22 protein-coding genes are annotated in these 21,226 nt (G+C 70.1%); 8 read left to right on the plus strand and 14 right to left on the minus strand.

Features of this window, described 5'->3' with window-relative positions; all coding sequences use genetic code 11:
• Positions 1–126 precede the first annotated feature (126 nt).
• The 4 genes from rplL to DEJ30_RS11375 form a co-directional block, all read right to left on the minus strand.
• Entirely contained in the window at positions 127–510 is a 384-nt protein-coding gene (rplL, locus tag DEJ30_RS11360) for a 50S ribosomal protein L7/L12 (protein ID WP_027466380.1), read from the minus strand.
• A gap of 51 nt (positions 511–561) precedes the next feature.
• Complete coding sequence (gene rplJ, locus DEJ30_RS11365; RefSeq protein WP_110861511.1) at positions 562–1,077, minus strand: 50S ribosomal protein L10; 516 nt, start codon at positions 1,075–1,077, stop codon at positions 562–564.
• A 281-nt stretch (positions 1,078–1,358) separates the two neighbouring features.
• Complete coding sequence (locus DEJ30_RS11370; RefSeq protein WP_181420112.1) at positions 1,359–2,873, minus strand: cell wall metabolism sensor histidine kinase WalK; 1,515 nt, start codon at positions 2,871–2,873, stop codon at positions 1,359–1,361.
• A complete protein-coding gene (locus DEJ30_RS11375; RefSeq protein WP_110861513.1) occupies positions 2,870–3,610 on the minus strand; it encodes a response regulator transcription factor in 741 nt (246 codons plus the stop codon). Before DEJ30_RS11375 ends, DEJ30_RS11370 begins: the two co-directional genes overlap by 4 nt.
• Before the next feature lie 103 nt (positions 3,611–3,713).
• Between DEJ30_RS11375 and DEJ30_RS11380 the strand changes: the two genes are divergently transcribed.
• From DEJ30_RS11380 to DEJ30_RS11400, 6 genes are all read left to right on the plus strand, one after another.
• Positions 3,714–4,748, plus strand: a complete 1,035-nt coding sequence (locus DEJ30_RS11380) for an acyl-CoA dehydrogenase family protein (protein WP_110861515.1) — start codon at positions 3,714–3,716, stop codon at positions 4,746–4,748.
• Complete coding sequence (locus DEJ30_RS18540; protein ID WP_258369904.1) at positions 4,745–5,227, plus strand: PIG-L deacetylase family protein; 483 nt, start codon at positions 4,745–4,747, stop codon at positions 5,225–5,227. Before DEJ30_RS11380 ends, DEJ30_RS18540 begins: the two co-directional genes overlap by 4 nt.
• Positions 5,228–5,434: 207 nt before the next feature.
• Positions 5,435–6,100: a class I SAM-dependent methyltransferase gene (locus tag DEJ30_RS18545; RefSeq protein ID WP_258369907.1), complete on the plus strand. Its 666-nt coding sequence runs from the start codon at positions 5,435–5,437 to the stop codon at positions 6,098–6,100.
• Entirely contained in the window at positions 6,097–6,807 is a 711-nt protein-coding gene (locus DEJ30_RS11390; RefSeq protein WP_110861517.1) for a glycosyltransferase family 2 protein, read from the plus strand. Before DEJ30_RS18545 ends, DEJ30_RS11390 begins: the two co-directional genes overlap by 4 nt.
• 129 nt (positions 6,808–6,936) lie before the next feature.
• On the plus strand, positions 6,937–8,484 hold the full coding sequence (locus tag DEJ30_RS11395; RefSeq protein ID WP_110861519.1) for an ABC transporter permease: 1,548 nt from the start codon (positions 6,937–6,939) through the stop codon (positions 8,482–8,484).
• Between the two features lie 101 nt (positions 8,485–8,585).
• Positions 8,586–9,263: an ABC transporter ATP-binding protein gene (locus tag DEJ30_RS11400; RefSeq protein ID WP_110861620.1), complete on the plus strand. Its 678-nt coding sequence runs from the start codon at positions 8,586–8,588 to the stop codon at positions 9,261–9,263.
• A 142-nt stretch (positions 9,264–9,405) separates the two neighbouring features.
• Here the strand turns inward: DEJ30_RS11400 and DEJ30_RS11405 are convergent, their stop codons facing one another.
• The 6 genes from DEJ30_RS11405 to DEJ30_RS11430 form a co-directional block, all read right to left on the minus strand.
• Positions 9,406–10,353 carry a biopolymer transporter Tol gene (locus DEJ30_RS11405; RefSeq protein ID WP_110861522.1) on the minus strand — a complete coding sequence of 316 codons (948 nt, stop codon included), beginning with the start codon at positions 10,351–10,353 and terminating at the stop codon, positions 9,406–9,408.
• Positions 10,354–10,493: 140 nt separating this feature from the next.
• Entirely contained in the window at positions 10,494–11,333 is an 840-nt protein-coding gene (locus DEJ30_RS11410; protein ID WP_017888647.1) for a carbohydrate ABC transporter permease, read from the minus strand.
• Positions 11,326–12,321: a carbohydrate ABC transporter permease gene (locus tag DEJ30_RS11415; protein WP_110861524.1), complete on the minus strand. Its 996-nt coding sequence runs from the start codon at positions 12,319–12,321 to the stop codon at positions 11,326–11,328. The genes DEJ30_RS11410 and DEJ30_RS11415 overlap by 8 nt, the downstream gene beginning before the upstream one ends.
• Before the next feature lie 217 nt (positions 12,322–12,538).
• Positions 12,539–13,840: a sugar ABC transporter substrate-binding protein gene (locus DEJ30_RS11420; RefSeq protein WP_110861527.1), complete on the minus strand. Its 1,302-nt coding sequence runs from the start codon at positions 13,838–13,840 to the stop codon at positions 12,539–12,541.
• A 114-nt stretch (positions 13,841–13,954) separates the two neighbouring features.
• Positions 13,955–15,106 (minus strand): Gfo/Idh/MocA family protein, encoded by a 1,152-nt coding sequence (locus tag DEJ30_RS11425; RefSeq protein ID WP_110861529.1) that lies wholly within the window; start codon positions 15,104–15,106, stop codon positions 13,955–13,957.
• Positions 15,103–15,849 carry a sugar phosphate isomerase/epimerase gene (locus DEJ30_RS11430; RefSeq protein ID WP_071406322.1) on the minus strand — a complete coding sequence of 249 codons (747 nt, stop codon included), beginning with the start codon at positions 15,847–15,849 and terminating at the stop codon, positions 15,103–15,105. Before DEJ30_RS11430 ends, DEJ30_RS11425 begins: the two co-directional genes overlap by 4 nt.
• A 144-nt stretch (positions 15,850–15,993) precedes the next feature.
• Here DEJ30_RS11430 and DEJ30_RS11435 point away from each other — a divergent pair, with 144 nt between their 5' ends.
• A complete protein-coding gene (locus DEJ30_RS11435; protein ID WP_110861531.1) occupies positions 15,994–17,205 on the plus strand; it encodes an ROK family transcriptional regulator in 1,212 nt (403 codons plus the stop codon).
• 67 nt (positions 17,206–17,272) lie between these two features.
• Positions 17,273–17,956, plus strand: a complete 684-nt coding sequence (locus DEJ30_RS11440; protein ID WP_110861533.1) for a YqaJ viral recombinase family protein — start codon at positions 17,273–17,275, stop codon at positions 17,954–17,956.
• Between the two features lie 23 nt (positions 17,957–17,979).
• Here DEJ30_RS11440 and DEJ30_RS11445 read toward each other — a convergent pair whose 3' ends face one another.
• The 4 genes from DEJ30_RS11445 to nusG form a co-directional block, all read right to left on the minus strand.
• On the minus strand, positions 17,980–18,588 hold the full coding sequence (locus DEJ30_RS11445) for a Pr6Pr family membrane protein (RefSeq protein ID WP_110861535.1): 609 nt from the start codon (positions 18,586–18,588) through the stop codon (positions 17,980–17,982).
• A gap of 142 nt (positions 18,589–18,730) precedes the next feature.
• A complete protein-coding gene (rplA, locus tag DEJ30_RS11450) occupies positions 18,731–19,420 on the minus strand; it encodes a 50S ribosomal protein L1 (protein ID WP_017888639.1) in 690 nt (229 codons plus the stop codon).
• A gap of 90 nt (positions 19,421–19,510) precedes the next feature.
• Positions 19,511–19,942 (minus strand): 50S ribosomal protein L11, encoded by a 432-nt coding sequence (gene rplK / locus DEJ30_RS11455; RefSeq protein WP_017888638.1) that lies wholly within the window; start codon positions 19,940–19,942, stop codon positions 19,511–19,513.
• A 158-nt stretch (positions 19,943–20,100) separates the two neighbouring features.
• Positions 20,101–21,150, minus strand: coding sequence for a transcription termination/antitermination protein NusG (gene nusG / locus DEJ30_RS11460; protein ID WP_110861538.1), 1,050 nt, complete (start codon positions 21,148–21,150; stop codon positions 20,101–20,103).
• Positions 21,151–21,226 lie beyond the last annotated feature (76 nt).

Raw genomic sequence — 21,226 nt, forward strand, 5'->3', positions numbered from 1 at the left:
ACTTCCCGCTTCAGAGGCCGGCAAGATGCCCGCTCAGCCGAGTCTCGGCGAAAGGCAAAGCGCCCCGCACACGACGAAGGCCGCCGCCCCGAGGGGCAGCGGCCTTCGTGACCGGAACGGTCGAGACTACGCGAGCTCGATCGTGGCGCCAGCGGCCTCGAGGGTCGCCTTCGCCTTGTCGGCGGTCTCCTTGTTCGCACCCTCGAGGATCTTGGCGTCGGCGGTCTCGACGAGCGCCTTGGCCTCACCGAGGCCGAGCGACGTCAGGCCACGGACCTCCTTGATGACCTGGATCTTCTTGTCACCAGCGGACTTGAGGATGACGTCGAACTCGGTCTTCTCCTCAGCGGCCTCGGCCGGAGCAGCTGCGCCGGCGGGGGCGGCAGCGGCGACCGGGGCGGCCGCGGTGACCTCGAAGACCTCTTCGAACTTCTTCACGAAGTCCGAGAGCTCGATGAGCGTGAGCTCCTTGAAGGCCTCGATGAGCTCGTCCTGCGAAAGCTTCGCCATGATTTTCTCCTACTACTAGCTAGTACGTGTGGTTGATGAACGCGAGCCTGATCAGGCCGCGGACTCCTGCTTCTCGCGAAGGGCGTCCACGGTGCGGACGGCCTGCGAGAGGGGTGCCTGGAACAGGTACGCAGCACCGAACAGCGAGGCCTTGAGTGCGCCGGCGAGCTTGCCGAGCAGCACTTCACGGGACTCGAGGTCGGCGAGCTTGTCCACCTCGGTCGCGGTGAGCGGGTTACCGTCGAAGTAACCGCCCTTCACCACGAGCTCGGGGTTCGCCTTGGCGAATGCACGCAGCGACTTCGCGACGGCGACGGTGTCACCGTGGACGAAGGCGAGAGCGGACGGACCGGCGAGCTCGTCGTCGAACGACGAGATGCCGGCGTTGTTCGCCGCGATCTTGGTCAGCGTGTTCTTCACCACGGCGTACGTGGCGTGCTCACGGATCGAGTTGCGGAGCTCCTTGAGCTGCGCGACCGTGAGACCGCGGTACTCGGTGAGCAGAACGGCGTTCGAGCTACGGAAGAACTCCGTGAGCTCGGCGACCGCAGCTTCCTTGTTCGCCATGGTTCTCCTTGGGGGTCTTGCCGGCAGCCCCAGGTCCACGAACGAAAAAAGCTCCGGCGCAGAGGCTCGGAGCTGCTCCCCCGAGAACGGGAGGAGTGGTTCGGAACACCTGCGCGGGATGCCTCACGAGTGAGGACCTTCGGTCACGATGTTCACAAACACGTTGCGAGCAGCACGACATCCGGCGGTCTTTGGCTTCGAGAACTGTACCAGACGCCGTGGGCGTCACCAAACACCCCCACTGGAGGCGCGGGGCGGCCCCGCCCCGCGCCTCCCGACCGTCAGTGGGTGCCGTCCACCGCAGCGGGTGTCGCCGACCAGTCCGCGGACCCGGCCGGGTCAGCCGACGACGACGCGACAGCCCCTGCCGCGGCGGCAGCCGCAGCCGGGTCGCGGGGCAGGTGCACCGTGAACACGGTGTCCCCCGGCTCGCTCGTGACCTCGACCCGGCCGCCGTGCGCCTGCACGACCGCGTCCACGATGGCGAGCCCCAGGCCGGTCGACCCGACCGTGCGGGACCGCGAGCTGTCTGCCCGGGCGAAGCGCTCGAACAGCTTCGGCAGGAACTCCGGGTCGATCCCCTGGCCGGTGTCGCGCACGGTGAGGTCCACGCCGCCGTCGACCGGGGCGAGGCCCACCGTGATGCGGGTGCCCTCGGGCGTGTGGGTCCGGGCGTTGGTGACGAGGTTCACGATGACCTGGTGCAGGCGTGCGGCGTCGCCCGTGATGGTCACCGGCTCCGGCGGGACGTCGACCTCGATGGGGTGTTCCGGTGAGGCGGCGTGTGCGTCGTTCACGGCGTCGAGCACCAGCCCGGTCAGGTCGACCTCGGCGAACTGGATCTCGCGGCCTTCGTCGAGCCGGGCCAGGAGCAGCAGGTCCTCCACCATCGAGGTCATCCGGATGGACTCGGACTCGATGCGGCTCATCGCGTAGACCACGTCCTTCGGCAGGTCGCCGCCCATGCGCCGGGTGAGCTCGGCGTACCCGCGCACCGAGGCGAGCGGGGTCCGGAGCTCGTGCGAGGCGTCGGCGACGAACTGCCGCACCTTCTGCTCCGAGCGTTCCCGCGCCTGCATCGCACTGCCGATGTGCCCCAGCATGCGGTTGAACGCGCTGCCGACCCGGCCGACCTCGGTCCGGGGGTCGGTGTCGGGCACGCGGACGCCGTCGAGGGCGTCGCTGCGGTCGAGCGGCATGCGGGCGACGGTGGACGCGGTCTCCGCGACGCGCTCGAGCGGTCGGAGCGACTGCCGGACCACGAACGCGGCGACGACCGAACCGGCGACCAGTGCGGTCGCCACGACGGAGAGGACGACCCCGAAGAGCTTCCAGACGCTGTCGTAGACGGGGGCCATCGGGAGCCCCACGACCAGGACGGCCGGGCCGACGTTGACGGCGGCGAGGCGGTACCGCCCGACGTCCGACCCGAGGTCGATCGTCTCCGGGTCGGCGTCCACCCGGACGGACCCCAGTGCCTCGGCGCTCGTCTGCGGGACCCCGCTCGGGCGGCCGTAGTCGTCGAGCACGTTCGCGATGACGACCTGCCCGTCGACGAAGTACGCGGTCAGGGTACCGGCGGCCTGGCCGGACGGTCGGGACAGGTCGATGCTCGGCTGCCCCGACTGGTTCTGCTGCAGGTACCGCTGCGCCCGGTGGGTGGCGCCGGTGATCTGCTTGTCGATCGCGCTGGTCTGGATCGAGGCGAGCGCGATGATGCTGGCCGCCCCGATCACCGCGCTGACGGCGACGACGAGGGCGACGATGCTCAGGACGAGCCGACGCCGCAGGGTCACGAGGTCGGCTTGATGACGTACCCGACGCCGCGCACCGTGTGGATCATCGGGGTCTCACCGGCGTCGATCTTCTTGCGCAGGTAGGAGATGTAGATCTCGACGACCGACGACTTGCCACCGAAGTCGTAGGACCACACGCGGTCCAGGATCTGCGCCTTCGAGAGCACCCGACGGGGGTTGCGCATCAGGAACCGGAGCAGCTCGAACTCGGTGGCGGTCAGTTCGATCGGCCGGCCGGCGCGGGAGACCTCGTACGACTCCTCGTCGAGCACCAGGTCGCCGACGACGATGCGGGAGTCGCCGGCCTCGGAGATCGAGATCTGCGAGCGGCGGATGAGCCCGCGCAGGCGCGCCACGACCTCCTCGAGGGAGAACGGCTTGGTGACGTAGTCGTCGCCGCCAGCGGTGAGCCCGGTCACGCGGTCCTCGACGGAGTCCTTCGCGGTGAGGAACAGCACCGGGGTGTCGTCGTTGTTCTGCCGCAGCCGGCTGAGCACCTGCAGGCCGTCGAGGTCCGGCATCATCACGTCGAGCACCATCGCGTCGGGCTTGAACTCCCGCGCGGTCGTCAGGGCGTCCTGCCCGCCGTTCGCGCTCTTGACGTCCCAGCCCTCGTAGCGGAGCGCCATGGACAACAGGTCGGTGAGGCTGGCTTCGTCGTCGACGACCAGGATGCGCAACGGGGTTCCGTCGGCACGCGTGAGGCGCGGGGCTGCTGCGGGCTGGGAGATGGTCACGTCTTCGAGTATCGAGAAGTTCCTATGAGTCGTCTGTGGCACGGCCCAGTGCGTTCTGTGGATCGAGGACACGTCCCCATCTACCGCTCCGTACGTTGGGAGCATGTTGCGATCTGCAGCCTGGCCCCCGTCGGCCCGGCACCTGGACACCGAGCGGATCGAACGGACGACCGGGAGGCCCGGCTCGTCACCGACGGAGCGCCTCGCGGTCGCGCGGGCGGTCGCCGTCACCACCCCACCCCTGTCCGCCGGTGCGGCCGGCGGGTTCTTCGGCACGCTCGCCGCGGTCGCCGCGGCGGACGTCGCCACCGCCCGCACCGTCGAACCGCACCTGGACGCGCTCGGGATCCTGGCACAGGCCGGGGTCGACGCCCCGGACGGCTCGACCTGGGGCGTCTTCGCCGCCGAGGGGCCGGGCCTCCGGCTCGACGCAGCGCCGCAGCACGACGGCACGGTCCTGCTGCACGGCACGAAGCCGTGGTGCTCGCTCGCCTCGACGCTCTCGCACGCCCTGGTCACCGCACACCTGGGCGACGAGCGGGTCCTCGTCGCCGTGGACCTGCGACAGCCCGGGGTCACCGTGCACGACGACGCCTGGGTCGCACGCGGCATGCCGGACGTGCCGAGCGGACCGGTCGACTTCGACGGCGTCCTGGCACGACCCGTCGGCACTCCCGGTTGGTACCTGCGCCGTCCGGGCTTCGCCTGGGGTGGCATCGGCGTCGCGGCCTGCTGGTGGGGCGGTGCGGTCGGGCTCGCCCGGGTGCTGCGTGACACCGCGTCGGCGCACCCGGAGTCCGAGCTGCTGCAGGCCGCCCTCGGAGCCACCGTGGCCGACCTCGCCGACGCCGAGGACGCCCTCGCCGACGCCGCCGCCCGGATCGACGGGTCCGACCCGGGTTCCGACGACACCGACTGGCGGCTGCTCGCCCAGACCGTCCGGTCGCGGGTGCGCCGTTCGGTCGACGCCGTGCGCGAGCGGGTGGTCGCCACGATCGGCCCGGCTCCGCTGACCGCCGACCCCGCCGTCGCCGCGCGGGTCGCCGACCTCGAGCTCTACGTCCTGCAGGACCACGGCGCCCGCGACCTCGCCCGCATCGGCCGGATGGTGCTCGAGCGCGGCGGCGTGGCGTGGTGAGCTTCGACCACCGCGAGCCGGGCACCGACCCGGCGGCGTGGACGGGGTTCCTCGACGGCCTGGACGCACCGGCGATCGACCTCGCCGGTACCGGATCGGTGGTGGTCGTCGCACCCCACCCCGACGACGAGACACTCGGCGCCGGTGGGCTGATCGCGGCCGCTGCAGAGGCCGGCGTCCCCGTGCACGTACTGCTCCTCACCCGCGGCGAGCGCTCCCACCCGGACTCCCCCACGACGACCCCGGAAGCACTCGCCGCCGCCCGTGACGACGAGTTCGTGGCGGCCCTGAGCGCCCTGCGCCCCGACGTGACGTCGGCCTCGGTGGGGATCCCGGACGGCGCGACCCGCGAACACCGAGACCGTGTCGTCGACGCCCTCGACACCGTGCTCGCAGGCGCCGCCCGCCCCGTGCTGCTCGTCGCGCCGTGGCGAGGGGACGGGCACCGCGACCACCGCATCGCCGGCGAGGTCGCCTAGGCCGCCGCGGCGAGCGCCCCCGACGTCGACCTGCTCGCGTACCCGATCTGGGCCTGGCACTGGGACGACCCGGACCACTCGGTCGCCCCGTGGGACGACGTTCGGGCACTGTCGCTGCCCGACGACCTCGTCGCCCGGAAGCGTGCCGCCCTCGTCGCCTACCCGTCGCAGACCCGGCCCCTCTCGCCCGCGCCGGGAGACGAGGCGATCGTCGACGACCGGCACGCCGCCCACCACCTCCGGACGACGGAGTGGTTCTTCGCGCCGGGTCCGGCCCCGTCGCGGTCTCGCGAGTCGTTCGACGCCCACTACGACCGGAAGCCCGAGGGGTGGGACTTCGACGGGTCCTGGTACGAGCAGCGCAAGCGGGCCGTGACGCTGGCGGCGCTCCCCCGCCCGCGCTACCGGTCGGCGCTCGAGCTCGGCTGTGCGACCGGCGTCCTGACCGCCGCCCTCGCCGAACGCGCGGACGACGTGCTCGGCACCGACATCTCGGCGGCGCCGCTGGAGCGTGCCGCCCGCCGCGCCCCGGCCGCGCGGTTCGTGCAGGCGGCCCTGCCGTCGGAGTGGCCGGACGGGCGCTGGGACCTGGTGGTGATGTCCGAGGTCGGGTACTACCTGTCGCCCGCCGACCTCGACGCGACGATCGACCGTGTGCTCGGATCGCTCGACGACGACGGCGTGCTCGTGGCCTGCCACTGGCGGCACCCCGACGACGAGGCCGTGTCGAGCGGTGACGCGGTGGACGCGCGGCTGACCGAACGGTGGCCGCGTCCCGCCCTGCTCCGACACGTGGAGGAGGACTTCGTCCTGAGCGTCCTGCCCGGCCCGGCGGTCACCTCGGTGGCCCGGGCCGAGGGGATCATCCGGTGACCCGACCGGAACCGCGTGCACGCGTCGACGTCGTCGTCCCCGCGCACGACGAGGCGGACCGGATCGCCGCGTGCCTCGACGCGCTCCTGGTGGCCGTCGACCGGCTCGCCGCGGAGCGACCCGGAGTCGACGCCGCCGTCACGGTGGTGCTCGACGGCTGCACGGACGGCACCGCTTCGGTGGTCGAGCGGTACCCGGTCGACGTCCTGACCACGGACCGTGTCGGGGTCGGTCGGGCACGGACCATCGGGGCGACGCACGCGCTCCGGACGCACGACGGCGACCCGGCGGCCCGGTGGCTCGCCCACACCGACGCCGATTCCCGGGTGCACGAACGGTGGCTCGTCCAGCAGTCCGACGCCTTGGCGTCCGGTGCGCAGGTGCTCGTCGGCGCCGTCGTCCCCGACCCGGACGACCTGGCGCCCGCGGTGCTCGACCGGTGGACGCAGGCGCACCCGCCCGGTGCTGCCCTCGGCCACGTGCACGGCGCGAACCTCGGCGTGCTCGCCGCGGCGTACGTCAGCCTCGGCGGGTTCGACCCCGTACCCGAGCACGAGGACGCACGGCTGGTGGCCCGGGCGCGGGCGCTGGGCCTCCGGGTGGACGCCACCGTCGACCTGCCGGTGGTGACGAGCGGGCGTTTCGCCGGCCGGACCCCCGGCGGGTACGCGGAGCACCTACGCCAGCGGTACGGCGACGTCGGCTGATGCGGCCTTGGTCGCTTCATAGGTGAGCGATGGGTCGGTCATCGACAGCGTGCCTAGGTTCTCCTCCGTCGGCCCCGCCGCGTGCTCTGCGCGGCCGGTGACCCCAGCCGGCCACCACCGAGGAGAACCATGTTCCTGACCTACCTCAGGCGCGAACTCACGAACCGCAAGAAGCAGACGGTCATCATCGCGATCGGGATGGCCCTGGCCATCGCCCTCGTGGTGATCGTGTCGTCGATCTCGGGTGGCGTGCAGGCAGCGCAGTCGAGCGTCCTGCAGTCCGTCTACGGCGTCGGCACCGACATCACCGTCACCAAGACCGCGACGGCGTCGACGAACGGCGGGCGTCCGAGCTTCGACTTCGGCAGCCAGGGCGACAGCGACGACGACGGCGGTTCGACCGACCTGTCGCAGTCGCGGCTCGCGGTCGCGCGCGGCACGAGCACCCTGGACGCCGCGAACGTGTCCACGATCACGAGCACCGACGGCGTCAAGGCCGCGACGGGTGTGCTGACCCTCGAGAACAGCACGTTCTCCGGCCAGGTCCAGCAGCAGTCGACCGACGACAGCAGCACGGACAGCAGCAGCGACTCCGGCGGCGACAGCACGACCCAGCAGGGCCCGCCGAGCGGGGACACCGGCGGTGGCGGCGGGTTCGGCGGTGGGTCGTTCAGCGTCGACTCGTTCACGGTGACCGGCATCCCGGTGTCCGGCGCGGCGGTCGGTCCGCTCACGAGCACCGAACTCACGAAGGGGCGCACCTTCGCCGCGAAGGACGCGGGCAAGGACGTCGTCGTGCTCGATGCGTCGTACGCGAAGAGCGAGTCCGAGGCGGTCGGCGACACCGTCGACATCGGCGGCACCGACTTCACCGTCATCGGCATCGTCAGCTCCACCGGCTCGGCCTCGACCACGGGCTCGAACACCTACATCCCGCTCGACACCGCGCAGGCGCTGGCCGACCTCGATGGCAAGGTCACGTCGATCTACGTCTCCGCGGAGTCCTCCTCCGACGTCAGCACGATCAAGTCCGCACTGCAGGCGAAGCTGACGAGCGCCACCGTCTCCACCGAGGCCGACCTGGCCTCGAGCGTGTCCGGGTCGCTCAGCACCGCGTCGAGCCTGGTCTCGAACCTCGGCAAGTGGCTGTCGATCGTCGTGCTCGCCGCGGCGTTCCTCATCGCGATCCTCTTCACGATCTCCGGCGTGACCCGCCGCACCCGCGAGTTCGGGACCCTCAAGGCGATCGGCTGGTCGAACGGCCGCATCACCCGACAGGTGGCCGGTGAGTCCCTGGTGCAGGGCCTGATCGGCGGCGTGCTCGGCGCCGCGGCCGGCCTGATCGGCATCCTCGTCGTGAACGTCATCAGTCCGACGATCTCGGCGAGCGCCTCGAGCACGACCGGCGGGGGCGCCGGTGGCGGTGGTGGCATGCCCGGAGGCGCAGCGACCGCGGCCGCGGGCAGCGGCACGACGGGTGGCGCACCGGCCGGAGGCTTCGGCGGTGGCGCGAGCACCGCGTCGACGACCGACGTGGTCCTGCACGCCCCGGTGACCGTCGAGATCATCCTGCTGGCCATCGGCCTGGCGATCCTCGGCGGCCTCATCGCCGGCGCGCTCGGCGGCTGGCGCGCGAGCCGGCTCCGTCCGGCCGAGGCGCTCCGGAGCGTCGCCTGATGCCCGGCCGCACCGACACGACCGAACCGACGACAGGAGCAACCGTGACCAGCACCGACACCGCGACCGGCGAGGCGGAGGCGAGCCGCGCCTCCAGTCCGATGTACCGGCTGACGAACGTGAGCAAGACCTACGAGCAGAAGAACCGGACCGTCACCGCCCTGACGAACGTCCACCTGGCGATCCCGCAGGGGCAACTCGTGGCCGTCCAGGGGCCGACCGGCGGCGGGAAGTCGACGCTGCTGCAGATGCTCGGAGCACTCGACCGGCCGAGTGCCGGCTCGATCCACCTCGGTGGCGACCGCGACGTGGCGAAGCTCGGCGACGGCGCGCTGACCGACCTGCGGGCGACCGAGATCGGCTTCGTGTTCCAGAGCTTCAACCTGATCCCGACGCTGACCGCTCTCGAGAACGTCGAGACGGCGTTCGCGGGGTCGCTCGCGAACCGGCCCCGGAGTGAGGTCCGCGAGCGTGCGGTCGCTGCCCTCCGCGAGGTCGGACTGGGCGAGCGGATGGAGCACCTGCCGGCCGAGCTGTCCGGCGGACAGCAGCAGCGCGTGGCGATCGCCCGGGCGCTGGTGAAGAACCCGAGCGTGCTGCTCGCCGACGAGCCGACGGGTGCGCTCGACGAGTCGACCCGCGACGAGATCATGGCGCTCATCGAGAAGCAGTGGCGGGAGCGCGGACTGACCGTCGTCATCGTCACGCACGACTCGTGGGTCGCGAAGCGTGCCGAGCGGCGCCTGCACATCAAGCAGGGGCAGGTCCGCGAGGTCTAGCTGAGGCGGGCGGCGGGCGGGGCGTCCTCCCGCGTTTCGCGCTGAGCGACAGTCCACGCGTCCGGCGGCGCGTGGACTGTCGCTCAGCGCGTGAGGACGCCGCAGGCCCCGGCGCCGCAGGCCCCGGCGCCGGCGCCGGCCGCTACCGGGCCACCGGGTAGTCGCAGTACGCGAACCACGACGAGTCGGAGGCCCACGGCGGCACGTTGACCGTCCCCTGCCCGCCGTCGAGTGCCACCAGGGTCTCGGGCTGGACCGCGATCCGTGCGCCGCGGACGAGCGAACCCGGCAGCAGCCGGAGCTCGACGCGGTGGTCGGCCGGGTGGCCCTGCACGCCGGGTTCGTACGACAGGTAGAGCAGGTGTGCACCGTCCGGCGACAGGTGCGGGAACCAGTTCACCCGGTCGTCGTTCGTCAGGCGGACCGGGCCGTCGTGCCCGGGCCAGCGCACGGCCAGCTGCGCGGTGCCGGGGGTGAACCGCTCCGTGTTCCAGAGCAGGATCCCGCCGGCCGGACTGATGGTGCAGCCGTCGTCGGGGTGCTCGTCCCGCGTGACGAACGTCGGCTCGCCGGTCTCCGGGTCGACCATCGCGACGTCGGTCGTCCAGACGCCGTCTTCGGACAGCTCCCCCACGATCGCGGCGAGGGCGCTGCCGTCGGGGGCGATGCCGTGCAGGTAGAACTTCCGCTTGGTGGGCAGGACGGACGTGACGTCGGTGATCCGGGTCGCGGCGCCGCCCTCGGGCAGCGGGACGCGGTAGAGCTCGCCGTCACGGGCGCTCACCACGACGGAGCTGCCGGACGGGTCGAGCACGTGGTCGTTGTTGATCTCGTCGACGCCGTCCATCGGCACCGGCACGAGCGCGGTCTCGTCGAGGACGGTGCCGCTGTCGGCCGACGGCAGCCGCAGCAGCCACAGGTCGCCGTCGCCGTTGAGCACCAGGGTCTCGGCGTCCAGCACGTTCGGCGCCTCCACGAGCACCGTGGCCGACTCGAACACGAGCCGCGAGGTGCGGGACTCGACGTCGTACACGTGCACGCGGCTGGTCTGTCCGGGCAGCAGCTGCCGCCCTCGGGTCTCGTCGCTCATGCTTCCATCCTGTCGGTCGTCGGGTCGTCGGGTGGGGAACGGCAAGACACCGGTGTTCACGCTGCGCACCGCGTCATGCGGGGGCGTCGAGCGCGAACACCGGTGTCTTGCGGAAGGGGGCCGTGCGGAAGGGCGACCTCCTACTTCACGGCACCCGCGGTCAGGCCGGCGACGAACTGGCGCTGGACCACGAGGAACGCGGCCACGACCGGGATCGACACGACGAGCGACGCCGCCATGACCTGGTTCCAGTACACGTTCGTCTGCGTCGAGTACTGCTGCAGACCGACCGCCAGGGTCGAACCGAGGCCGTTCGTCATGACCGAGGCGAAGAGGACCTCACCCCAGGCCGTCATGAACGAGTAGATCCCGACCGCCACCAGACCCGGGCGGGCCGACGGCAGGATGACCCGGAACAGGGCACCCATCGGACCCGAACCGTCGACCATCGCGGCCTCGTCGAGCTCGCGCGGGATGGTCTCGAAGTACCCGGCCAGCATCCAGATCGAGAACGGCAGCGTGAACGTCAGGTAGGTGATGATCAGGCCGAGCCACGATCCGACGAGCTGGATGCCCAGGGTGTTGCCGAGGTTCGTGAAGATCAGGAACAGCGGCAGCAGGAACAGCACGCCGGGGAACATCTGCGTGGAGAGCACCGCGGTGGTGAAGGTGCTCTTGCCCTTGAAGTTCCAGCGCGAGACACCGTAGGCGGCGAACGTCGCGATGATCAGCGAGAACACCGTCGCCACCGTGCAGACGACGAGCGAGTTGATGAAGTACCGGCCGAGCGGCACCGTCGACCACATGTCGATGAACGGCTGGAAGGTGATCCTCGACGGAATCCACGTAAAGTTGTCCTGCACGTCGCCGAGGGGCTTGATGGCCGTGGTGATCATCACGTAGAGCGGCACGACCGTGAACAGCGTCAGGACGACCAGGGTGATGATCTTGAAGGACTTGGCGCCAGTTGTCTCACGCACGGACGGACCTCCGGTTGGTCACGGCGAGGTAGATGCCGGTGACGACGAGCAGGAAGAGCAGGAGCAGGACGCTCATCGCGGCACCGGAACCGAAGTTCCAGGTGATGAACGACGCGTTGTAGATGTGGAAGCTCAGCAGGTCCGCGGCGGCCGGCTGGGCGGTCGAGCCGAACAGCACGAACGGCGTGTTGAAGTCGTTGAACGTCCACAGGAACATCACGAGCACGAGCGTCACGTTGACTGGGCGGACCATCGGCAGCGTGATCGAGCGCCACTGGCGGAACGGCTTGGCGCCGTCGACCGAGGCGGCCTCGTACACGTCGTTCGGGACGGACTGCAGACCGGCCATGAGCATCAGGAACGCGAACGGCCAGGTCTTCCAGATCGCCACGACGACGACGGCGACGAAGGCGTTGTTGCCGATGAGCCAGAACGGAGCGTCCCCGCCGAACAGCCCGAGTTGGTCGACGAGCAGGTGGTTCAGGGCCCCCGAGTCACGCTGGAACATGAACTTCCAGGTGATGACGCCGGCGTACATCGGCAGCGCGTAGGGCACGAGGAACAGGGTGCGGAAGAGCCCGCGTCCGGCGAACGGCTTCTGCAGCGCGACGGCTGCGGCCATGCCGAAGGTCCAGGAGAGCCCGACCACGAGAACCGTGAAGGCGCACGTGATGAGGAACGAGTTGAGGACCCCGCGGCCGATCGCCTGGTCGAAGTCGACGACGACCTGGTAGTTCCGGAACCCGGCGAAGGGCGCGGCACCCCAGTTCGCGATGAAGTACTTGGTGAGCTGGATGAACGAGATCCAGATGCCGGTGAGCATCGGGACGATGTGGATGAGCAGCTCGAACAGGATGGCCGGCGCGACGAGCGCGTAGGGCAGCCAGTGGGTCTTGCGCTTGCGACCTGGCGGACGGCCCGACATCGTCGGGCCCTTCGTGTGCGTCAGGTCGATGCGCTCCGAGTCGGGCAGGACCGTCGTGGACATCTGGTGGGGCCTTTCGGCAGGAGGGGCGTGCAGGTGCGGTCCGCGCGGGCCGTGGCAGCGGCCGGGAGGCGCGGGGTGCGTGGGGCGTGCGCCTCACGGCCGACGGGTGGTCGGCCCTGGGGCGTGCGCCTCACGGCCGACGGGTGGTCGGCCCTGGAACGTCAGGGGCGGAGGCCCGGGCGCGTCCGGCGGACGCGACCCGGGCCTCCGGGGTGGATCAACCGGCGGCCTGGGACACCTGGTCCTGGGCGGTCTGCAGCGCCGACTTGATGTCGGCCTCGGAGACCTTGGAACCGGTCGCGATCTTGGCGAACATGTCGTTCATCGCCTTGCCGACCGTGGACTCGAACTGGTCCTCGGCGGGCACCAGCGGGAGCGGCTTCGCCTTGTTGTTGTAGATGTCGAGGAACGTCTTCGTCTGCTCGTCCGTGACGGAGTCAGCAGCCTCGGCGAGCACCGGCAGGGCCGAGTACGGCTTGTCCAGCGTCGTCTGCGTGTCCATGCTCGTCATGTACTTGACGAACTTGAGCGCGCCGTCCTTGTTCTTCGTGTTCTTGAAGACGGACAGGTTGATGCCGGCCGGGAACGACGCGATCTGCTCGCCACCGCTGGGGGCGGGCAGTGCCACGACGCCGTACTCGGACGACTTCATGCCGAGGGACTCGATGGTCGCGTTCGCGTTGTTCTGGTTGAGGATGAACGCGGCCTTCTTCTTCGCGAAGTCCGTGGTGGACTGCGTCGCGTTGTCGTACTGCGCGTTCGACGGGTTCGCGACCTTCGAGTCCTGCATGAGGTCGAGGTAGCGCTTGATGCCGTCGACGTTGGCCTTCGAGGTGAAGGTCGGCTTGCCGTCCTCGTCGAACCACTCGCCACCGTTCTGCGCCGAGTTGATGAACGCGAAGTGCGAGTTCTCGGTGTACGAACCGCCCGCGAGGCTGAAGCCGTAGGTGTCACCCTTGGTCAGCTTCTCGGCGGCCGAGACCATCTCCTCCCACGTGGTGGGCGGGGTGATGCCGGCGTCCGACAGCATCTGCTTGTTGTAGTACAGGCCGTAGGCGAGGCCGTAGAGCGGGACGCTCGTGACCGTCTTGTCGGGCGCGCCACCGGTGGACAGGGCGACCTTGCCGAACTTGTCCTCGCCGCCGATCGCCTTCATCTCGGCGTCACCGAACTCCTGGAAGGCGCCGGTGGCCTGGAGCGAGGTCGCCCAGGTGTTGCCGATGTTGACGACGTCCGGGCCCTGGCCCGAGGTGACGGCGGTCTGGATCTTGTTCTGCAGGTCGTTCCAGCCGATGACCTGGAGGTCGACCTTGATCCCGGTCTCCTTGGTGAACTTCTTGAGGACGGGGGTCAGCACCTCCTTGTCGTTCTGCAGGGACGTGCCCTGGTTGGACGCCCAGTAGGTGAGCGTCTTGGAGTCGCCGGAGTCGCCGGACGATCCGGAGGAGCAGGCTGCGAGGCCGGACACGGTGAGTGCGGCGGCCGCGGTGATGGCCAGTGCGCGGATGGCAGTGCGCATGACTCTCTACTTTCTCGTCGTTGAGATGGTGCAGGGGATGGTGCAGAGGTGGAGCTGGTGCTGCGGATGGTGCTGGTCGGGTGCTGCTGTGTGTTGCGGGCAGCCCCCTGGCGGTCAGGCCAGGGTGCGTTCCGCGGGGTCCCAACCCTCCGGGAGGGTCGGGGAGGGCGACACGGTGCTCTCGACGAGCACCGCCTCGCCACGTTCTGCCGCCTCGGCGATGGAGACCATCACGTCGAGGACGTGGAAGGCGAGCGCACCGGGGACGCGGTTCTCGTCGCCGGCCCGCAGCGAGCGGGCCAGGTCGACCACGCCGGTGCCGCGCGAGTAGGTGGAGCCGACCGCGGGGATCGTCTCGGGCTCTTCGGAACCGAGGGCGTACAGCTCGGTGTCGCCGTCGAAGTTGTTCGGATCGGGGAACACGACGGTGCCGGTCTCCCCCGCGATCTCGACGAAGCCGGTGCGGCCACGGTCGGACTCGAACGAGAAGACACTCTGCGCGCTCCCGCCGTTCTCGAACTCGATCAGCGCGGAGTGGTTCGTCGGGACGTCCACCGGGAACTCGGTGCCGGCCTTCGGCCCGGAGCCGATGGTGCGGGTGGCGCGGGACTTCGATGCCGTCGCCGTGACCTTCTTCACCGGTCCGAACGTCTGGACGAGGGTGGTGATGTAGTACGGGCCGATGTCGAACAGCGGACCGGCGCCGTATGCGAAGAGGAACTCCGGGCTCGGGTGCCACGACTCGGGGCCGGGGCTCTGGAAGAGCGTCAGGCCGTTCAGGGGCGTGCCGATGCGGCCGTCGCGGATGGTGCGGAGCGCGGTCTGCAGGCCGGCGCCGAGGAACGTGTCCGGGGCGACGCTGACGGTCTTGCCGGCGGTGGCCGCGGCGTCGCGGAGCTCCGCGGCGCTGGCACGGTCGAGGGCGTAGGGCTTCTCGCCCCAGACGTGCTTGCCCGCGTCCAGGGCCTGCAGCGCGACCTCGACGTGAGCGGCCGGGATCGTCAGGTTCACGACGATCTCGATGTCGTCGTCGGCCAGGAGCTCCTCGACGGTGCCCGATCCGGGGACGCCCCACTTCTCGGCCTGGGCGGCGGCGCGTGGCAGGTCGATGTCGGCGATGAAGCGGACCGTCACGTCGGGGAAGACGGTGAGGTTCGACAGGTACTGGTCCGAGATGACCCCGGCGCCGATGACGCCGACGCCGACGGGGCCGGTGCGCGTGGCGCTGTCGGTTGCCGTTGCAGCAGCGGTCGTGGTGTCGGTCATGCGCGGGCCCCCTCGAGGAACGTGTAGGAGTCGGCGACGGCCTGGAAGACGTCACCCTCGTGGTCGTCGAGCTCGACGACGTGCAGTGCGTCGGGCGCGGCGGCGATGATGTCGCGGATCGGCATGATGCCGTTGCCGACGGCGACCTGCTGCTTGTCGTCGTGCGAGCCGTCGCCGTCCTTGACGTGCAGGAACTGGACCTTGTCGCCGTACTTGCCGATGACCGCGACCGGGTCGTCCCCGCCGACCTGCACCCAGTAGGTGTCGAGCTCGAGCACGACGTCGTCGGACAGGGCGTCGGCGAAGACCTCGTAGGCGCTGACGCCGTCGATGCGGTTCGAGAACTCGAACGCGTGGTTGTGGTAGCCGAGCACCAGCCCGTGGTCGGCGGCGCGGGGGGCGAGGGCGCTGAGTTCGCGGGCGATCGCCTCGACGTCCTCGCGGGTGGTCCAGCGGGACTCGTCGATGTGCGGGTCGATGAGGGTCCCGAAGCCGAGGGTGGTGGAGGCGTGGAAGATGCGCTCGAGGTCCTGCTCGCCGGCGTCCAGCAGACGGGCGTGGCCGCTCGGGGCGGCGAGGCCGGCGTCGCGGAGGGCGGCGGCGAGTTCGTCGGCGTTGTCGACGAAGCCGAAGGCCTCGACGTTCGTGTAGCCGATGTCGGCGATGCGCTGCAGGGTACCGGGCAGATCGGCACTGAGGGCATCGCGGACCGTGTAGAGCTGGACCGAGAGCGGTTGGGTCACCAGGGGTTCTCCTCGTCGAGATGGTGCGGTCGTCACTGACCGATCGTCACACTACGAGCACTTTTGTCGGCGGTCAAGCAGAAGTCCGAGGAATGTCGACGGACTTCATTGCGTGGCGCGAACGATGTGTGCTTCACTCCCCACATGGTCGACTTGAACCGGACGGCAGCGTCGCCTCCGGTCGGGACGAGCGAGCTCTTCCAGATCCTCCGCGACGGCGTGCCGCGCACCAGGGCCGAGCTCGCCGCACTGACAGGACTCGCACGCTCCACCATCGGCGTGCGCCTCGACTCCCTGATCGACATCGGGCTGGTCGGCGCCGTGGACACCGCCGTCTCCACCGGCGGCCGTCCGCCCGCCCAGGTGGCGCTGAAGCCCCGTGCCCGGCTCGTGATCGCCGCCGACCTCGGCGCGTCGCACGGTCGCGTCGCCGTCACCGACCTGGTCGCGGCACCGCTCGCCACCCGCGAGGCCCGGATCGACATCGCCGCCGGTCCGGTGCCGACGCTGTCCTGGCTCGTCGAGACGATCGACGACCTGCTCGCCGAGGTCGGGCGCAGCCGGCAGGACGTCATCGCGATCGGGATCGGCGTCCCCGGGCCGGTCGAGTTCTCCACCGGCCGCCCGGCCAACCCGCCGATCATGCCCGGCTGGGACGGCTTCGACGTGCCCTCGTGGCTCCGTCAGCACATCGCCGCCCACGTGCTCCTCGACAACGACGTCAACATCGCGGCCCTCGGTGAGCGGGAGCACGGCTGGCCGGACGTCGACCACCTGCTGTTCGTGAAGGTCGCCACCGGCATCGGGTCCGGCATCGTCTCCGAGGGCCGGCTGCAGCGCGGCGCCCAGGGAACCGCGGGTGACATCGGACACGTGCGGGTCTCCCGCGCCGGGGACGTCCCCTGCCACTGCGGCAACACCGGCTGCCTCGAGGCCGTGGCCTCCGGTCCGGCCATCGCCCGCGCGCTCCGCGCGAAGGGGCACGACGTGCACACCGGTGCGGACGTGATCGACCTGGTGAACCGGTCGGACCTCGACGCGATCTACGCCGTCCGACAGGCCGGTCGGGACATCGGCGAGGTCCTGGCGACCTGCATCTCGCTCATCAACCCGTCCGTCATCGCACTCGGCGGATCGATCACGCAGGCCGGTGAGCACCTGCTCGCCGGCGTCCGCGAGGTCGTCTACTCCCGTTCGATGCCCCTGGCCAGTGAGCACCTCGTCATCGTGCAGTCCCGCGCCGGGTCCCTCGCCGCGCTGCAGGGAGCTGCGGCCCTCGCCATCGGCTACGCCCTCTCCCCCGTCGGGGTCGACGAGCTGGTCGCCTTCGCCGAAGGTCGCGAACTGGTCTCCTGACGCACACCGCCGGCCGTGTGAGCGCGTCGGTTTCGGTCTTGCCGGTGGTCGGGGGGACAATCGTCGGGTGACGATCGTGCAGCCCACCCTGTGGGGCGACCTGGACCCCGGTCTGGAGGCCCTTCCCGGGTCGTCCGCGCCGGTCCCGGCTGCGCGTGATGCGTTCACCGCCCTGCGCGGCCACACCGAGCGCATCGTCGCGCACTCCTCGGACCGCGTCGCCTGGCTCCGCGCCCGCGCCATGGGCATCACCGCCACCGACGTCGCCCGGCTCGCCTCGCTGCGCGCCGTCGAGGCCGTCGTCACCGAGAAACGCTACGGCTCCCGGTTCTCCGGCAACGCGTTCACCGAGCACGGCAAGGACCGCGAACCGGTCATCGCCGCCTGGGTGGCCGCCACCCACGGCATCCAGCCCTCGGCGCACCTGTTCCACGCCGCCGCGAACCGCGCCCACCTCGCCACCCCGGACGGCGTCGGGGTCGACGAGTCGTCCCGCGTGGTGCTCGCCGAGATCAAGACCACCGGCAAGGCCTGGCGGAGCATCCCCCGGCACTACCTCCGGCAGATCTGGTGGCAGCAGTACGTGCTCGGTGCCGACCGCACCCTGTTCGTCTGGGAACGCCACGACGGGTTCGTGCCGGTCGCCGACGAGCCCGAGTGCCGCTGGGTCGACCGCGACGACGACCAGATCCGCGGGCTCGTCCAGCTCGCCGATCTGGTGCTCGACAAGCTCCGCGGCTTCCGCTCCTAGACAGTCCGCTGGACCGCCACCAGCTAGACCTTCACCAGTCGCAGCCGGCTCATCCCCACGACGAGGATGCCGAGCAGCGTGATCGAGACCGCGATGCCGACGACGTAGATCGCGACGACGCCGTAGCCCTGCGCCGGGTCGAGGAACGGGTACGGCACCCACCCGTCGGTCGCACCGCGGACGAGCACCACGGTGGTCCAGACCGCCGGGTAGAGCAGGAACCACCACACGTGGCGGAGCAGCAGCCGTGCGCGATCCGAGAACAGCAGCCAGTCGAGCACCGCGTACACCGGGATGATCTTGTGCACGATGTCGTTCGACCACGGCACCGAGGCCGACACGTTCGCACCCGTGAGCAGTGTGTTGTAGACGATGCCGGTCGTCGCGATGTACACCGTCGCGGCACCACGGAGCACCGAGACGGCGAGGTCCCCCCGCTTGCGACGGGCCGCGGCCACGAGCGTCACCGCGAGCGCCACGGCGACGATCAGGTTCGACTGGATCGTGAAGTAGCCGAAGAAGTTCCAGAACGAGTAGGTCGGGGTCTGCGAGCTCTCGAGCCACTGCGCCACGACCGCGACGACGATGGCGATGACGGCGATCAGTCGGAGCGAGTTCACGAGGGTGCGCACGGTTCCACGCTATCGGGACACGACCCCGACGTGCAGGAAGGGCCCGCACCGTTGCCGGTGCGGGCCCTTCCACGAGTCAGGGGACTCAGATGCTGTTGACGTCCAGCGGGATGGCACTGGGAGAACGCAGTGCCGAAGGTCGTCAGATGCTGTTGACGTCCAGCGGGATGCCGGGGCCGAAGGTCGTCGAGACGGCGCCCTTCATGACGTAACGGCCCTTCGAGGACGACGGCTTGAGGCGGTTGATCTCCTCGAGCGCGGTCGAGATGTTCTCGTCGAGCTGCTCCGGCGTGAACGAGGCCTTGCCGACGACGAAGTGCACGTTGGCGTGCTTGTCGACGCGGAACTCGATCTTGCCGCCCTTGATGTCGTTGACGGCCTGCGCCACGTTCGGGGTCACGGTGCCGGTCTTCGGGTTCGGCATGAGGCCACGCGGGCCGAGCACCTTACCGAGACGACCGACCTTGCCCATGAGCTCCGGGGTCGAGACGGCGGAGTCGAAGGAGGTGTAACCCTCGGCGACCTTCGCGATGAGCTCGTCGCCACCGACCTCGTCGGCGCCGGCGGCGATGGCGGCCTCAGCAGCCGCACCCGTCGCGAAGACGATGACGCGGGCGGTCTTGCCCGTGCCGTGCGGCAGGATGACCGTGCCGCGGACCATCTGGTCGGCCTTGCGGGGGTCGACGCCGAGCTTCAGCGCGACCTCGACCGTGGAGTCGGTCTTCGAGGAACCGGTCTCCTTGGCCAGGGCGACCGCCTCGGTCGGGGTGTAGAACTTGTCGGCCTCGATCTTCGCGGCCGCGGCCTGGTAGGCCTTGGACTTCTTCGCCATGGTGGTCTCCTTGCGAGATACGTGGTTGGCGAGCCGGCGAGGCTCTCCCACGGAAAGGTGTCTGGTGGTGGGCCGGAGCCCGATCGGTGCTTAGGCCTCGACCGTGATGCCCATCGAGCGTGCGGTGCCGGCGATGATCTTCGCGGCCTGCTCGATGTCGTTGGCGTTCAGGTCGGCCTGCTTGGTCTCGGCGATCTGACGGACCTGGTCCATCGAGATCTTCGCGACCTTGACCGTGTGCGGGGTCGAGGACCCCTTCTGCACTCCAGCAGCCTTCTTGATGAGCTCGGCGGCCGGCGGGGTCTTGAGGACGAACGTGAACGAACGGTCCTCGTAGACGGTGATCTCGACCGGCACGACGTTGCCACGCTGCGACTCGGTCGCCGCGTTGTACGCCTTGCAGAACTCCATGATGTTGACGCCGTGCTGACCGAGCGCCGGACCGATCGGGGGGGCCGGGTTGGCGGCTCCCGCGTTGATCTGCAGCTTGATCAGGCCCGTGACCTTCTTCTTCGGTGCCATGACTTGTCTTCCTCCTGGAATCGAACACACGGGGATCCGTGCACTCTCCCGCTGGTCCGGCCGTTCCGGACAGCGGTGAAGGCCCGCTCGCACGAGGCGCGCGGGCCCAAACCCGTTCAGTGTAGTCGATCTCGGTGATCGCTACAGCTTGGTGGTCGCTAGAGCTTCGTGACCTGGTCGAAGCTGAGCTCGACCGGGGTCTCGCGCTCGAACAGCGAGACGAGGACGGTGAGCTTGCCGCTCTCCGGCTTGATCTCGGAGATCGAACCCGGCAGGCCCGCGAACGAGCCTTCCTTGATGGTGATCGTCTCGCCGATCTCGAAGTCGACCTCGGCTGCGGGCTGTGCCTGCAAGCCGCTGCCCTTCGCGCCACCCTTGGTCGGGGCGGCCTCGGCGACCTGCACGAGGGACTTGAGCATGCCGAACGCCTCGTCGAAACGGAGCGGGGTCGGGTTGTGCGCGTTGCCGACGAAGCCGGTGACGCCCGGGGTGTGCCGGACGACGGACCACGAGTCCTCGTTGAGGTCCATGCGGACGAGCACGTACGAGGGGATCCGGACGCGGGTGACCAACTTGCGCTGCCCGTTCTTGATCTCGACGACGTCCTCCATCGGGACCTCGACCTGGTAGATGTAGTCCTCCATCGACATCGAGACCATGCGGTTCTCGATGTTCGACTTCACGCGGCGCTCGAAGCCCGCGTAGGAGTGGATGACGTACCACTTGCCCGGCTTCATCCGCAGCTCGGCCTTGAAGGCCTCGTACGGGTCGACCTCGGCGGGCTCGTCGTCCTCGTCCTCGGCGTCGAGTGCCTCGTCGGCGGCGAGGGTCTCGTTCGCCTCGGCGGCGGTCTCGGACTCGAGCTCGACTTCTTCCTCGTCCTCGACGGCCTCGACGGCGGCCTCGGCCTCGTCGGCGGAGTCGATCTCGAGGGCGTCGTCCACGACGGCGTCGGCCTCGGGGTCGCGGGCTTCCTGCAGGGCCGTCAGTGCTTCGTCGAGGCCGGCGTCGACGGTGCCGTCGTCGGGCTCGGAGCTGAGGCCGAGGGACTCGTCGTCGTCGCCCTCGATCGAGATCGCACGCTCTTCAGCGGACTCGACGGAGCGTCCTTCGCCGGTCTCGACGTCGCCTTCCTGGTTCTCCTCGACCTCGGAGGACTGCTCGGCAGCCGTCGCGAGGTCGATGTCATCGCGGGAGTTGTCAGACACAGTCGATTCTTTCCGTTCGGTGGTTCGGGTCGGGGTGGCGTTCGTTCATGGTCACGAGCGACGCCGTCACGATCGA

The sequence above is a fragment of the Curtobacterium sp. MCPF17_003 genome, from assembly GCF_003224385.1.
GTDB lineage: Bacteria > Actinomycetota > Actinomycetes > Actinomycetales > Microbacteriaceae > Curtobacterium > Curtobacterium flaccumfaciens.

What these genes read in the sequence shown, in the direction of transcription:
- rplL (WP_027466380.1), bottom strand. Translation starts at nt 510, where the DNA reads ATGGCGAAGCTTTCGCAGGACGAGCTCATCGAGGCCTTCAAGGAGCTC.
- rplJ (WP_110861511.1), bottom strand. Translation starts at nt 1,077, where the DNA reads ATGGCGAACAAGGAAGCTGCGGTCGCCGAGCTCACGGAGTTCTTCCGT.
- DEJ30_RS11380 (WP_110861515.1), top strand. Translation starts at nt 3,714, where the DNA reads ATGTTGCGATCTGCAGCCTGGCCCCCGTCGGCCCGGCACCTGGACACC.
- DEJ30_RS11395 (WP_110861519.1), top strand. Translation starts at nt 6,937, where the DNA reads ATGTTCCTGACCTACCTCAGGCGCGAACTCACGAACCGCAAGAAGCAG.
- DEJ30_RS11400 (WP_110861620.1), top strand. Translation starts at nt 8,586, where the DNA reads ATGTACCGGCTGACGAACGTGAGCAAGACCTACGAGCAGAAGAACCGG.
- DEJ30_RS11405 (WP_110861522.1), bottom strand. Translation starts at nt 10,353, where the DNA reads ATGAGCGACGAGACCCGAGGGCGGCAGCTGCTGCCCGGACAGACCAGC.
- DEJ30_RS11415 (WP_110861524.1), bottom strand. Translation starts at nt 12,321, where the DNA reads ATGTCCACGACGGTCCTGCCCGACTCGGAGCGCATCGACCTGACGCAC.
- DEJ30_RS11420 (WP_110861527.1), bottom strand. Translation starts at nt 13,840, where the DNA reads ATGCGCACTGCCATCCGCGCACTGGCCATCACCGCGGCCGCCGCACTC.
- DEJ30_RS11425 (WP_110861529.1), bottom strand. Translation starts at nt 15,106, where the DNA reads ATGACCGACACCACGACCGCTGCTGCAACGGCAACCGACAGCGCCACG.
- DEJ30_RS11435 (WP_110861531.1), top strand. Translation starts at nt 15,994, where the DNA reads ATGGTCGACTTGAACCGGACGGCAGCGTCGCCTCCGGTCGGGACGAGC.
- rplA (WP_017888639.1), bottom strand. Translation starts at nt 19,420, where the DNA reads ATGGCGAAGAAGTCCAAGGCCTACCAGGCCGCGGCCGCGAAGATCGAG.
- rplK (WP_017888638.1), bottom strand. Translation starts at nt 19,942, where the DNA reads ATGGCACCGAAGAAGAAGGTCACGGGCCTGATCAAGCTGCAGATCAAC.